Origin of the sequence: Clostridium hominis, from assembly GCF_014287825.1 — a bacterium.
Taxonomy (GTDB): domain Bacteria; phylum Bacillota; class Clostridia; order Clostridiales; family Clostridiaceae; genus Clostridium; species Clostridium hominis.
The window spans coordinates 37331-51101 of the sequence record NZ_JACOOO010000031.1 but is presented as its reverse complement, the minus strand read 5'-3'; the positions used below and the strand labels follow the sequence as shown (position 1 = coordinate 51101).

The 13771-nt window shown below is 30.3% G+C and carries 15 protein-coding genes; 4 read left to right on the top strand and 11 right to left on the bottom strand.

Annotated features, from left to right (window positions below; genetic code table 11):
* The first annotated feature begins 27 nt into the window (after positions 1–27).
* Positions 28–1092 (top strand): YkvI family membrane protein, encoded by a 1065-nt coding sequence (locus H8S20_RS13505; RefSeq protein WP_186860456.1) that lies wholly within the window; start codon positions 28–30, stop codon positions 1090–1092.
* Between the two features lie 130 nt (positions 1093–1222).
* Here H8S20_RS13505 and H8S20_RS13500 read toward each other — a convergent pair whose 3' ends face one another.
* The 10 genes from H8S20_RS13500 to H8S20_RS13455 form a co-directional block, all read right to left on the bottom strand.
* Positions 1223–2554, bottom strand: coding sequence for a peptidoglycan-binding domain-containing protein (locus H8S20_RS13500; RefSeq protein WP_186860455.1), 1332 nt, complete (start codon positions 2552–2554; stop codon positions 1223–1225).
* Between the two features lie 71 nt (positions 2555–2625).
* A complete protein-coding gene (locus H8S20_RS13495) occupies positions 2626–6288 on the bottom strand; it encodes a S8 family serine peptidase (protein ID WP_186860454.1) in 3663 nt (1220 codons plus the stop codon).
* A gap of 91 nt (positions 6289–6379) precedes the next feature.
* A complete protein-coding gene (locus H8S20_RS13490) occupies positions 6380–7051 on the bottom strand; it encodes a helix-turn-helix domain-containing protein (RefSeq protein WP_186860453.1) in 672 nt (223 codons plus the stop codon).
* 5 nt (positions 7052–7056) lie between these two features.
* On the bottom strand, positions 7057–7419 hold the full coding sequence (locus H8S20_RS13485; RefSeq protein ID WP_032116871.1) for a DUF3783 domain-containing protein: 363 nt from the start codon (positions 7417–7419) through the stop codon (positions 7057–7059).
* Between the two features lie 19 nt (positions 7420–7438).
* Complete coding sequence (locus H8S20_RS13480; protein ID WP_032116870.1) at positions 7439–7960, bottom strand: peptidylprolyl isomerase; 522 nt, start codon at positions 7958–7960, stop codon at positions 7439–7441.
* A 141-nt stretch (positions 7961–8101) separates the two neighbouring features.
* Entirely contained in the window at positions 8102–8386 is a 285-nt protein-coding gene (locus H8S20_RS13475) for an STAS-like domain-containing protein (RefSeq protein WP_243177682.1), read from the bottom strand.
* Positions 8387–8544: 158 nt separating this feature from the next.
* A complete protein-coding gene (murI, locus tag H8S20_RS13470) occupies positions 8545–9303 on the bottom strand; it encodes a glutamate racemase (protein WP_081921658.1) in 759 nt (252 codons plus the stop codon).
* A 129-nt stretch (positions 9304–9432) separates the two neighbouring features.
* Entirely contained in the window at positions 9433–9711 is a 279-nt protein-coding gene (locus H8S20_RS13465) for a hypothetical protein (protein ID WP_032116867.1), read from the bottom strand.
* An 87-nt stretch (positions 9712–9798) separates the two neighbouring features.
* Positions 9799–10584, bottom strand: a complete 786-nt coding sequence (locus tag H8S20_RS13460; protein WP_186860452.1) for an EFR1 family ferrodoxin — start codon at positions 10582–10584, stop codon at positions 9799–9801.
* 10 nt (positions 10585–10594) lie between these two features.
* Positions 10595–11368 carry an SDR family NAD(P)-dependent oxidoreductase gene (locus H8S20_RS13455; protein ID WP_186860451.1) on the bottom strand — a complete coding sequence of 258 codons (774 nt, stop codon included), beginning with the start codon at positions 11366–11368 and terminating at the stop codon, positions 10595–10597.
* A 197-nt stretch (positions 11369–11565) separates the two neighbouring features.
* On the opposite strand from H8S20_RS13455, the gene H8S20_RS13450 reads away from it, so the two are divergent.
* The 3 genes from H8S20_RS13450 to H8S20_RS13440 all read left to right on the top strand — a co-directional run bounded on the left by H8S20_RS13450 (position 11566) and on the right by H8S20_RS13440 (position 13053).
* Positions 11566–11736, top strand: a complete 171-nt coding sequence (locus H8S20_RS13450) for an antitoxin (RefSeq protein WP_243177680.1) — start codon at positions 11566–11568, stop codon at positions 11734–11736.
* A 149-nt stretch (positions 11737–11885) separates the two neighbouring features.
* Positions 11886–12779: a ParM/StbA family protein gene (locus tag H8S20_RS13445; protein WP_032116863.1), complete on the top strand. Its 894-nt coding sequence runs from the start codon at positions 11886–11888 to the stop codon at positions 12777–12779.
* A 22-nt stretch (positions 12780–12801) separates the two neighbouring features.
* Positions 12802–13053, top strand: coding sequence for a hypothetical protein (locus H8S20_RS13440; protein ID WP_243177678.1), 252 nt, complete (start codon positions 12802–12804; stop codon positions 13051–13053).
* Positions 13054–13131: 78 nt separating this feature from the next.
* Here H8S20_RS13440 and H8S20_RS13435 read toward each other — a convergent pair whose 3' ends face one another.
* Entirely contained in the window at positions 13132–13731 is a 600-nt protein-coding gene (locus tag H8S20_RS13435) for a SanA/YdcF family protein (RefSeq protein ID WP_032116861.1), read from the bottom strand.
* Between the last annotated feature and the right edge of the window lie 40 nt (positions 13732–13771).

The window sequence follows — 13771 nt, the reverse complement described above, 5'->3', positions numbered from 1 at the left end:
TATTAGGAATATATTGGGGGGATATAATTGAAAAAAGATTTAACTAAAATTTTTCAGATAGCTGTAGTGTTTATAGGAACAATTGTAGGTGCTGGACTCGCCTCTGGTAAGGAAATAACTCAATTTTTTACTTCATATGGACTAACTAGTTTCTTTGGAATAATATTTTGTGGTATTTTCTATGTCATAATGGGTTCTATTATTTGTAAAATAGGAATCGCCTATAAACTTAACTCCTATACTGACGTATTAAAAGTAATTAGTCCAAATCTCTTAGGAAAAATAACAGGGATAATTACAACTGTTTATTTACTTTCTAGCGCCTCTATAATCTTAGCGGGCAGTGGTGCTTTAATTAATCAATTTTTTGGTATACCTAAAATTGTCGGAACTTTAATTATGCTCGCAATAGCTTCTATCTTTTTATTAAGAGATACAAATGGCTTAATTGAAGTAAACTCTTTTATAGTTCCAGCATTAATAACTACAATTACAGTAATATTTATACTTTATTTCTTATTTGCTAAAGACACATTAAACTTTCAATTTATAACCAGTATTGAACCACAGAAGAACGGGGTTGTTTTATCTACAATTCTTTATGCTGGCTACAATATCCTTTGTTGTTCTGGCGTTTTAGTACCTTTAAGTAATGAAGTAAAAAAATCCAAGATTATGGTTTATGGAGTTATTTTTGGAGCATTAGGTTTGACATTACTTTCTTGCATAATTAACTTATTATTATTTATTAATCAGCCATATATATATCAATATGAGATACCTCTATTATTAGTAGCCCAAAGATTCGGTCATATAATCCAAGCTGTATTACTACTAATAATATGGTTAGAAATGTTCTCTACAGAAGTTTCTGATGTTTACTCTATAAGTAAAAGCTTAGAACAAACTTTCAATATAAAGTTTAAGCATGGAATTTTCTTAGTGCTTGCTCTTGCATTACCTATATCACAAATAGGGTTCAGTAATTTAATATCTACACTTTATCCTCTTTTTGGTATATTAAGTTTAATATTTATATCTCAATGTATTTATTTTTATATTAAACATAAAAAAGAACTTAATAAATTTTAAACTATAAATTTATAATGACAAATTAATGTAGAAACTGCATAAGCAGTTTCTAAAAATATATTTAATAAAATCAGTAAAGCTAATTTTATTCATTAATTTGTCATTTTTCATCTTTCATTCTTAATTGACTTCAATCATCAAAATAAGTTAATGTAGGTACATTCTTATTGTTCATTATATCAAATGATACTGGTGGTATAAATGTCTTCTTAACTGATCCTCTTAATTCTGCAATTCTTGTTACTCCAACATATACATCTGATATCTTGTACCATGTTGCATAATCCACTACTCCAGTCTGAGGTAAATTGAATACACTTTGGAATACTTTTACTGATTCACTAGTTGAATTACCAAAAACTCCATCTACAGCAACCTTTGGGATAAGTGGATAATTTTGGGCTATTCTATTTAATTGCTCTTGTATAGTTTGAACTTCTGGACCACTTGATCCTACTGTTAAATCATATCCTGGGTATGATTTAGGTGACCCTTCAACAACTTCTGCTGTTACAAGCTCTATATCATTTCCATAAAAATGAGTTAATATATCGTATGGTGACTTTCCTTGATCCCCAAGATATTTGCTTCCCCATTGGGTCATCCATCCAGGACATTGAACATTCTTACCATCACAATATTGAGTTAATAAGGGTTGTTTTCTTCCAAATCTCCTAATATAACTTGAAAATATGTCATCAACTATTACACTTATACTGTCATATAAATTTCTTCCATAATTAAATGCATGATCATAAGCAGTTGAATTTGTTATGTCATAATTTTTTCCTTTTCCTCTATACCACTCTGTGTATATTCTATTAAGAGTAAATGATATTATCGCATAAATATTAGCCCTTATTGTACTTTCTGGCCAAGTTGAATAAATTTCACATGAAGCTACATTTTTAATATAGTCTTTATAAGGCACTTTGTAATTAGGTGCTGAATCATTATTAGGACTGCCTGCATGTACTGTTATAAACTCTGGAACTACAGGCTTTGGTAGTACAACTCCACTTGTTGGTGGTGGTAATGGCTTATCTACCTCTTCAGGTATCTTAGCTGGGTAATTACCATTTAAGGTATTAGGAGCGATATTTATAACATCTGCTCTTGAACTTCTTGTGTTACTGCTCTTAATTAGATTGCATGGTTGAATTGCTAATGATTGAGAAAAAATTTGAACTCCATTTATCAATAAATCTTGGAATCCTGGTCTTTCAATTCTTAAATCATATAAACTATAAGGCGTTGGTCTAGATGGCTCTTGAGAATACGAAAATGGAGGAGCATCTAATTCAATTATTTCTGTTTCTCCTGATGAGTTTGTAACAAGATTAATCTCTTTACTTTCCCCTTCTTGCCCACTTGATGGCTTTAATATTGCTTTAGTTCCATCTACCGGAATATAAGTGTCGTTTACATAACATTGTATCTTTAATCTTCCCTTGTCAGCCATAAATTCTCCTTAATATATTTCTCCATTAATATTAATATGATTTTTTATATTAATTAGTTACTACATTTAGATTATTTAGGTCTTCTTACAAATAAATCTTCAATATTATATTCATCATATCTATTTTCGGTAGTAACAAACTTTGGAGAATACACATCTCTAATAACATTAAACACTTTTTCTAAATCAAACATACCATATCCCCAATCTCTATTTGGATACACATCTCCTACCCTACCAGAAGCTCCACTTACTATATAAGTTCGTATCTGATTCGCATATAATGTTGGATCATTTCCGTCAACAATTGCCCATTGTAATATTAATGTGCAGCCACCAGAAACAACAGCTCCAGCAACTGATGAACCTGATATACTTGTCATTCCACCACCTGGCTTTGTCACTGGTGCATTAATACCTCCTGCAGCAATCTCTGGCTTTATTATTCCATCTCTTGTATATCCTCTTCCTGACTCACCAACTACTGAATTATTATTTTGATTATAATATGCTACAGATATAGCACCTCTAGACGTACTTGGCAACGTTAAAGTAGTATCTTCAACAGGAGTTAGAAATCTTGTAGTTTCATCTAATAGCTCTCTTTGTGGAATCCAAGAATAATAATTTCCATTCACTATATACTCTCCTGTTAGTCTAAATCTCCAAATACCTTCTCTTAAATTTGATGCTTTTATAGATATTAATCCATCACCTGTAGTTTGTTCTGGATTTGTAAAATTAACAATCATCTCTGTTCCTTCGTAAGTAAACTTTATTTTCTCCCTATTAGTATTTTTTGATGTCAAATCTGAAATTATTTCTCCTGAAGGAGATATTATAGACAATACAACTCTATTAGGCTTATTTATCCAGATTTCTATAGGTAACCTTTTCTGCTTTGCACCGACTCTTATTTGTATATCTTTATAATCCCCAGTTTTTTCAATTTTTCCTTCTGTATGAGTTTCAGTATTCCCTTGATTTCCTGTTGGAGTTACTATAACAGTTCCAATTCTCGAAGTATAATTATTAATACTAGTCTCTATAACACCATTACCTGTGTGCGAGCCCATATTAGTCCCTAAAGGTATATATATAACTACAGGTCTATTTGTCGCCTTTGCAATCGCTCCAATATATCTTATTCCAAGTAATATACTCCACGGTGTATAGCTAGGTACATTTGAATCTACATATGCTCTTGCCAACTCAGATTTATTTGCTGTAACTAATTTTACTATAACAAATTCACAATCAGGAGCCGCACCTTTCAAATCCGGATTTATTCCACGTGCACCTATAATACTAGCCATTGCAGTTCCGTGACCAATCGTATCTGTAGTACCCACTAGTGAATATGGATTTCCTCCGTTTTTCTTTAACTTAATAGCTTCAGTTATTTGTTCCTCTGTGTATTCTATTCCATAATTTAAATCATTTATATATTTATCCCCTTGTATCGTTTGGTCCCATATTCTGAATATCCTCGATGTATCGTCTTCTCTCATAAACTCTTCATTTAAATAATCAATACCAGTATCTAATATTCCTACCAGCACTCCTCTTCCATTTAATCTTAAATATGGATTCTCTCTTATTGTATCTATCTTAGCAGCTGATAATGGTGTTATTTGACTTAATGTCAATATTGTATTTGTTTCAACATCAACTACTTTCAGTCCTAAACTTTCAATATTATCAATTTCACTTTCTGGTGTTATTAATATTCCAAATGTTTCTGATATTAATACCCCTATAACACCACTTATTTGTAACGCTTTTTTAAAAGCTTCTTCTGTCGGTGTCTCAACCAATATAAAAATATGATCATCTGTACCACCAGTAGTCGAAGGTGCTACACTATCAGTTCCTATATTGGTTTTATTATTAATTGTATTTGTATTATTACTTCCAGTATTACTATTCTGAGTCGAAGCAATATTAGAATTATTTGATATATTTTCTTGCTGTCTAATGGCCTCTTCTCTATCACTCTTATTTCTAACTAAGCTATTAATAACTTCCGTTACTAAACTCAAACTATCATATGCACATACTTCGCCATATCCCCAAGATGGGTCAGGATAAAGTACATCCCGTCTTCTTCTCTTAGCTCCTAACAGTAAATAATATCTTAACCTTTCTCCATAGAGATATGGATCATTTTTCTTAACAGTTCCCCATTCTGTCATCAGTGCACATATTCCTGTTACATTAGGTGTAGCCATTGAAGTTCCAGTCTTAGGTCCAAAACTCCTATTTGGTATAGCTGATTCTATATTCTCTCCTGGTGCTACAACATCTGGTTTTATCTCTCCCCCATTATATAATCTTCCTCTTCCACTAAATGGTGAAATAGTATTTGTTAAAAAATTATAGCTTCCTACTGATATCACATTTCTAACTGTAGCAGGAATACCTAAGGTATTATATATCGTAGGATTTAAAAACTTTGTGCTTATATTTAATCCTTCAGATATAGGTAGCCACATATCAAAAGTTCCTTCGTAATCATTTACTCTTCTTAAAACAATTGTCCATTGTCCACTTGTAATGAATCCTCTTAATCCCTGTAATACTATCCCTATCTCACCACTTATATCAAATGGTTTAGGCCCAGTATTATATATATCATACCGAGTTGATCCCACAACTCCACTATTAAATCCTTCAACTACATCAATTATTCCACTAGTTTTTCCATCTGGAGATATCACCTCTAAAGTCAATTGAGGTAAAACCGACTTATATAAATTTATAGAAACTATAGTTTCATCTCTAGCTACATTAAAATCTATTTTATTTTCTGAAGTTATCTTTCCTCCAATGTGATGAGCCGCCTCCCCCTCATTACCACCTGCAATAACTATAGTTATTTTCTCTAGACTGGATACAGTTTGGATATACTGCTCTAAAAGACTACTTCCATTATGCGCCCCATCATTAGTACTCAAACTAATATTAACTACCAATGGCATCTGTAGTTCTTTTGATCTATCAACAAGAAATTTTAATCCTCTCATTATTAGAGTACTTAATGAAAACCGAGTTCTTGTTACCTTTACCATTGCAATTGAACTTTTAGGCGCGACCCCATAATACTTTTGATCTATTCTTCCTCCTGCACAAGCTATTCCAGCGACATGAGTTCCATGGCCTACAATGTCATTAGAAGGTACTATAGATAATGGATTGTCTGAAGCTAATGCTTCATTTATTATTGTCTTATTATATATCTTTCCGTCTCCATCTAAATCATATATATACTCTATCCTTGTAGTTCCATCGTCATTCATAAATGCAGGGTGCGTATAATCTATTCCAGTATCTATAAAGCCAACTAGTGTTCCTTCTCCTAACAAGTTATATGCTCCTTGTGCTGTTTGCACACATGAAGCTCTATTTGCTTGAGAATCTGTTATATAAAGACTCTTTGGTAATTCAATATATTGAATTTGTGGATCAAGAGATAAATCCACAACTTTATCCACAGGTATTTTCACCAAACCAAAGCTATACCCTAGATCTTCATAAGTACCTCCCAAGTTATCCACAGTTTGTCTAATTTTATCCACACTTTCCCCAGAAATAATAACAACCTCTATTAAATTGTTACTTGTTTGATTCAAATACGTAGTTGATATGTTTAATTTACTAAGAACTTGTGCTGGTAAATTTTTTAATGCTCCTATGAAATCTTGTCTATATTCATTATTTACTATGATTATCACCCCAAAAAATTTCTATAATCTAGTACTAGTATATGTTTATTAATAAAACGTTGTATTTATTGCAATAAAAAAAGATGCTTTTCAGCATCTTTTATAAATTAATTTCTATTCTCTCTAATTTAGCTACCACTTCGAAGTCTTTCACTGTAACAGTTTCTGTAAGTAAGGCTCCCCCATTACTAACTAATAGATACTTGGAATTACCTAAGCTTTTTAATTGTCTTATAATTCTTTCACCTTTGTAATCCAGAAGGAAAATTCCATTATTGCTAGGTTCCTTTACTACATGTGCAAAAGCTAAATCGCCCTTAACCATTCTAAACCCAGACATGTCATTGTCCTGAACTTCTATATATAAAACCTTATCATGTGGAAAACCTTCTACCTTATTTGAGTGAACTGGTAATTCTTTTTTACCCTTAATACTATTTAAACTATAATCAAAAACAGGTACACTCTTTAATACAGAAGCAAAAGCATCATTCCAAACCTCTGATGTTTCAACCTTTTTAGGCCTCTTATTTACTTCTAATGTCTTTCTTTCTTCCATAAGAGCTTCATCAGTAACTACCATGTTTATATCATTTAAGTCTGTATTTAATATTTTAGCTGCTTTACCTATAAATGATTCTTGAACTACTTTTCTACCAAGCTCAACATCATTTATATATTTTTCAGCAACTCCTAACTTTTTAGCTAGTACTTTTTGAGACATACCAGACTTCAATCTTGCTTCCTTAATTCTTTGCCCAACTCTACTCATTTGATTTATTCCTTTCTATTTCTTAAATGCCATTCTCGCTCTTCTATTAAATGGTTTATTAAATAATTAAAAGTCCAATTAATAGAGTTTGGCGTTACCATAGCTAAAACTCCACCTTTTATTTTAGTTCTAGTTAATGCTATAGCTTCTCTTAATTCACTCTCCGGAAAGTTATTATAAATTATTGCTTTTTCCTTTATAGGATTATTATTAATAATCTCAAATCTTAACCCTTCAAGTACCTCTTTTACAGTCATCTCACACATATCTGGTGATATGTTGATAACCTTATAATTAAGATCATTTAACCACTGTATCTCATCCTTAGTTAGACCATAAACTAAAATACATTTATTATTATCTAACATCTCAATCCCCCAATTTAGATTACTCTATTATTGCTGGTTCTTCAAACTTTTCACCAAATGTATCAACAGTTACTTTCTTCATAACTTGATCTTCGTATGGCTTATCATTGTAATCTGTTTTAGTTGAAACTATTTTATCAGCTATATCCATTCCTTCTATAACCTTACCGAATGAAGCATATTGTCCATCAAGATGTGGAGCATCTTCAACCATAATAAAGAATTGGCTTCCTGCTGAGTCTGGACTCATAGCTCTTGCCATTGAAAGAACTCCTTTTGTATGTTTTAAATCATTCTTAAATCCATTTCTAGAGAACTCTCCTTTTATTGAGTATCCAGGTCCTCCGATTCCCATACCTTCTGGGCATCCACCTTGAATCATAAATCCTGGTATTACTCTGTGGAATATTAATCCATCATAAAATCCTCTATTTATTAAATCAACAAAGTTTCTTACTGTATTTGGAGCTACTTCTGGATATAATTCAGCTTTTATAACTCCTCCATTTTCCATTTCGAATGTTACTATTGGGTTTTTCATAAAAAATACCTCTCTTTCATTTTACTATAACTTATTATTATCATATTTATCTACAGCAATTCAATAATTTAGAGCTAAATTATTGAATTATTTTCAAAAAAATAAGCTTCGATGCTCTCGAAGCTTTATAAATAATTATTATTAATTGTTATATTTAAATGTCGTTCCTAAAACAACTCTTGAGTAATCAGAATAATTTGTCAAATTTTTAACATCAATATGTCTAAAAACATAATCTCTTCCTAACTTTTCAATTAAATCTGAGAAAAGGCAAGTTAAAAACGTAGATGAAACTCTATCATACCCATCAAAATCTAACGCTACACCTGACTCTATATTACTTATTATACTGTCCTTTAAAACTATAGCATCTTCGCATGAATAATTGCTTCCTAATAATTCCTTAACTTTAATATCCATTCCCATAATTAACCCCCCTCGGTATTTTTTAAATTTTCTGAAAATTCTTTCTTATGTTATTATAATACACCCCATTATATTCTTTGTCAATATTTTAACGATATTTTTTATAAGTTTATTTTATTTTTATAAATAAAAAAAGAAGCCTTTCAGCTTCCTCATACTTATAAATTTATTAATTTCCAACTCAAATCTATAAATCGCTCTTCATCTGATGAATTATATACTTCAATCTTCCCTTTTTCATGAGAATCATTTAAAAGACCCTTTTCCTCTAATCTTCTTTTAATTTCCCTTGCAGTACCTAATCCACCATCAATTATATCTACATCATTTCCTATTACATTTTTGATTTCTTCGCTAACAAATGGATAGTGGGTACATCCTAAAACTATAGAAGAAGTATTACTACTATCATATCCAGCAAGCTTTTCTCTTAAATAAGCTTCTAATTCTTCCCCTTCAAACTTTCCATTTTCAACGAACTCCATTAAACCTTCGCATGGTATAGGAACTATATCAGCTTCATCTTTATATCTATTCAATAAATATTTAAACTTATCTTGTTTTACTGTCATAGGAGTAGCCATCATTAATATATTACCTTTTTTATTAAGTTCTACTGCTGGCTTTATAGCGGGCTCTATCCCTACTAGTGGTATATCTGGATAAACCACTCTTAATTCAGCTACTGCAGCACTAGTCGCAGTATTGCAAGCTACAACTATTCCCTTTGCTCCTTTTTCTAGTAAAAACTCTACAGTCTTAAAAGTTAAATCTCTTATTTCTTTTTTTGTCTTTGTCCCATATGGTGCATTTTTTGAGTCTCCAAAATATATATAATTCTCATTAGGCATTATCTTAAGTGCTTCTCTTAATACACTTAATCCCCCTAATCCAGAATCTAAAAAACCTATTGGCATCTCTTTCTTATTCAAGGTATTCTCACTCCAATTTACATAGTCCAAATTTATAAACCTTACTATTAAATATTTTATACCTTTATAGAAACTAAATCTACTTACTTTTTTATTATATGTTCAATTATTATTTTACATCCATGATGGAATAGTAACTTTTTCATTTTCAATCATTGTTGATCCTATTTTTCTACTTCTCTTTTGAGAATTTCTAGTTACTAATTCTTGTGCTTCGTTTATGCTTTTCGCTTTAAATACAATTGTCCATCCATTTTTATCGTATTTTCCTGCACACATAACATATTTATCATCATCTTTATTTACTCCATTTGTCATGTCGTAAACAAAGCTATTTACCTCTCCAATATTCTTATAATTTAGTTTAACAAAAATCCCTCTATTACCTTTCATATCGCACCTCCGAACTGTTGTTCTGATATCATTTTATCAGAACACCCGTTCTAGGTCAATATATTTCAACATTTTTTTACAAATTTATTATCTTAAATTCATTTCACTTCTTTTTATAAGTGGATTTATATATCTTCCTTTTTTCTCAGTACCTTTTCCATAATTAATTGCTTTTGTAGGACATAGATGCAAACAAGCTAAACATCCTGTACATTCTTTTCCCCATATTGGTTTGCCTTTAACTTTTATTGTATTTGAATTACAAACCTTCTCGCATATTCCACATCCAGTGCAATTATCATTTGCATAAAAAGATTTTGTTGACGTCGCTTGCTTTGTAAATAAAGGATTTACTATTGCAGTTAAAATCCCTGGCATAGGTCCTTTAATTACATCAAAAACACCACTTTCTCTACTTTTTATAATTTTATTTATCTCTTTTATTCTATTGTTAGCCTTAACTAATACTTCTTTAGCTACATCGTCACTATCTATATCCCCAAAGATAACATAATTATTAGGCATCACTACTGAAAAGCCACTGGTTAAACTCATTTCATGTTTTGTTAAAGCTTTATTAATAATCTTCATAGCGTTACCAATGTTTTCTCCACAAGTTGCAACTGCATAAATATAATTGTTGTTAAAATTTATAAATTTAATTTTACTTATAAATTCAACTACCATTTTAGGTGGTCCCCATGCATATATAGGATATATAAATCCAATACTCTCATTTTCCTTTAAAATAAATTCATATACCTCATCTTTCGTATCCATTAACTTTGCTATAGGAATCACTTCTTCATCTTTCTCTCCAATACCTTTTGCTACATATAAAGAATTTCCTGTACCCGAGAAATAAAACTTCATTTTTAATCACCTACTTCTTATTAGTTTTTAAAATAATCTTTCTACTTATAGCTCTTGGTAATAACCTATTTGCCTTTACTAATATTTTATTTTTAAATCCAGGAATTATAATAACTTTTCCCTTTTTAAATTCTTCATAACCTACTTTAGCTACAATATCAGCATCCATAAGATATTTCTTAGCCTTTTCTGATTTGTTTATTCCAGCCTTACTTTGAAAACTAGTTCTAACAGGTCCTGGACAAAGACAAGATATCTTTACTCCGAACGATCTTAACTCTTCATGAATTGCTTCAGTAAGGTTTAATACATAAGCTTTAGATGCATAATAAGTAGCCATTTTAGGTCCTGATGCAAAAGCTGCTGTAGATGCAACATTTAATATTCCTCCTGATTTGTTCTCTATCATCTTTGGTAAAAAATATTTAGTTAATCTAGTTAATGCCTTTATGTTTATATCTATTAATTTCTCTTCTATATTCCAATCTATTTCTGTAAAATTTCCAAATGATCCTATCCCTGCATTATTAACTAAGATATTAACCTTAATTTCATTATCATCAATATAATTAATAAGTTTATTAATTTCTTCTTCTTTAGATAAATCAACATCTAACATAATAATTTTATTTTTTTTATTATTTAATTTATCTGTAACATTCTTCAGCTTCTCTTTATCCCTTGCTACCAATATTAAATTGTGTCCATCTCTTTTAAAAAGCTTTGCTAACTCAAATCCAATTCCACTGGATGCACCTGTAATTAAAACATAATTATTATCCATACTCTTCCTCCAAACCTTATAAAATTATTATATCACCTAATAATACATAGTAGTATTCACGAAAATAGTCGATATTTTATTCAAATTATATACCATATTATTACATTTTTTTCAGTATTAGTTATGTTATTGTATATCTTGTACCGACAATCTATACAATATATACAGGGGGGGATTCTATGAAAGATGCAACAATAATGCTTCGTGTTACGGCAGAGCAGAAATTAGCGATAAAACGTACAGCTAGAAAGCTTGGACTTACAATAACAGAATTTACACTTCTAAGCCTTATGAAAGCAATCAGCGATAGCGAAACTAACCAAAATTCCGAAGTTACATTAGATTTGCTTAATTCTAAAGATGGCTAAGCATATAAGAATCATACAATCAACATATAATCGCCATATAAAATTTTACTAATTATTATTTAAATATAGTTTTTTTATTGCAAAAAATATACTTATGTATAATCACCATACATTCACCATAAAAAAGAATATAAAAGGATGTGATAAAAATGAGAATCAGCGCCGATATTGGATACAATACTACTAACTTCATAGGCGAGGATATGGAAGGCTCTTTCCTTTCAACCATAAAAGAACAAACTCATGAATTAGAAACAGCTAAATATATAGTAGAATATAATAATAAAACTTACTTAATAGGAAATACTGATGGTTTTACCAGCACTGAACAATCTAGAGATAAAGATGCTATCTTCCATCTATGCTTATATACTGCTATTGCTGCTTCTATGCACAGTACAATAGATAACAATGTTAGGTTAATTACTGGATTACCTGCTCAATTTTTTGCAGAGCAAAAGCTCCCTTTAATAAGAGCTTTAAAAGATAGACAAGTAGCTCTTAAAATTAATGGTAAATTCAAAAGCTTTACTATAACTAATGTTATAGTCTTCCCTCAGTCTGCAGGCTTATTTTTGTATGATAAATCATTAGTAGAAAAGGATACCTTAGTTGTGGACATTGGTGGCGGTACTGTTGATATTACTTATATGAGTCAAGGTCAGTTTAAAGAAGCAAAAACTTACCCTATTGGAGTTAACAGTATGTATGATACGTTACTTCAAACACTATCTAAGTATGGAATTAACTACTCTAATCGTATGAAAGCCCAAGAATTAATTGATGACCATTGTGTTTATGTTGAAGGAAAAGAAATAGACATTACTAGGGATATAAGTAGTATTTTAAGCTTTAAAGCTAAAGAAATTATAAACTCTATAAAACAATCTTTTCCTGAACAATCTAAATACTCTCGCTGGCTTTTTATTGGTGGTGGATCACTTTTACTAAAGGATTATTTATCTGATTATAAAGTTCTTGATGATGCTCAAATGATTAACGTAAAAACTTATGATATTATAGGACGAACTAAGAATGCATAAGAAAATAAAAACAACGATCACCTTGTCTAGCCATATTAAAGAATTTGCATCTAAAGAAGCCGAAAGCTTAGGTTTAGATTTTTCTGCTTACATAACAGTTCTTATAGCAGAAAAACTTCGTGGTTATAATATTATTAACCCAGTAAATTCCTCGACTTCAAATACTTTTACTCCCTCTATAGAAGATATTTCTATCGAATCTAAAGCAGAAATTGATGAATTTCAAATCGATGAATTAGACAGGCTATTATCATTAACAGCAACAGATGAGTGAATCTCATCTGTTGCTGTTATAATTTTTGTATTATTTGTATTACTTGTAATTACAATCTATACAATTTATTTATGTTTTTTATTTTTTTATATTTACTAATAAAAAATCCTTAATTTGTGCTAACATTTCTCTTCTTCTATATTTTTTCATTCTATCATATGGTCTTAAATCTGATGGTATTCCATATGCCTTTATTCCTAATCTTCTTGCAATATAGATTGCTCTTGGTAAATGATATCTGTTAGTTGATATTATTGCGCTATTTATATTAAAAATATATCTTGCCCTATACATACTGTCATATGTACAAAGCCCTAATCCATCTAACAATATTACATCAGTATCTATTTCCTCATAATTTTTCTTAATCCATCTCTTCATTACTAAAACTTCATTATAAGTTTCATCTTTTTCTTCACCTGTAAGTAAAATATTATCGCACTTATTATTTAAATACACTTCCACCCCTATTTTAATTCTATCCGCTAAAAGATCACATGGATTTCCATCTGGCCGTACTCCTGCTCCTAATACAATTACAGAATCTAATTTTGCTAATATAGATAAATCATCTATTATATATTTTTTTCCGTAATGCTGTATTATTAGTAATATAGTTGCTATAAACAATATCATTAAAATTATTAATACTAGCAATACCAATAAAATATACCTCATAAATACTCCCAAAAATTGTTATATGATATGATATGTGTTT

Coding starts and splice junctions, on each gene's coding strand:
- H8S20_RS13485 (WP_032116871.1), bottom strand. CDS start 7,419: ATGTTAGATAATAATAAATGTATTTTAGTTTATGGTCTAACTAAGGAT.
- H8S20_RS13450 (WP_243177680.1), top strand. CDS start 11,566: ATGCTTCGTGTTACGGCAGAGCAGAAATTAGCGATAAAACGTACAGCT.
- H8S20_RS13435 (WP_032116861.1), bottom strand. CDS start 13,731: ATGAGGTATATTTTATTGGTATTGCTAGTATTAATAATTTTAATGATA.
- H8S20_RS13475 (WP_243177682.1), bottom strand. CDS start 8,386: ATGGGAATGGATATTAAAGTTAAGGAATTATTAGGAAGCAATTATTCA.
- H8S20_RS13500 (WP_186860455.1), bottom strand. CDS start 2,554: ATGGCTGACAAGGGAAGATTAAAGATACAATGTTATGTAAACGACACT.
- H8S20_RS13460 (WP_186860452.1), bottom strand. CDS start 10,584: ATGAAGTTTTATTTCTCGGGTACAGGAAATTCTTTATATGTAGCAAAA.
- H8S20_RS13490 (WP_186860453.1), bottom strand. CDS start 7,051: ATGAGTAGAGTTGGGCAAAGAATTAAGGAAGCAAGATTGAAGTCTGGT.
- murI (WP_081921658.1), bottom strand. CDS start 9,303: ATGCCAATAGGTTTTTTAGATTCTGGATTAGGGGGATTAAGTGTATTA.
- H8S20_RS13465 (WP_032116867.1), bottom strand. CDS start 9,711: ATGAAAGGTAATAGAGGGATTTTTGTTAAACTAAATTATAAGAATATT.
- H8S20_RS13480 (WP_032116870.1), bottom strand. CDS start 7,960: ATGAAAAACCCAATAGTAACATTCGAAATGGAAAATGGAGGAGTTATA.
- H8S20_RS13445 (WP_032116863.1), top strand. CDS start 11,886: ATGAGAATCAGCGCCGATATTGGATACAATACTACTAACTTCATAGGC.
- H8S20_RS13455 (WP_186860451.1), bottom strand. CDS start 11,368: ATGGATAATAATTATGTTTTAATTACAGGTGCATCCAGTGGAATTGGA.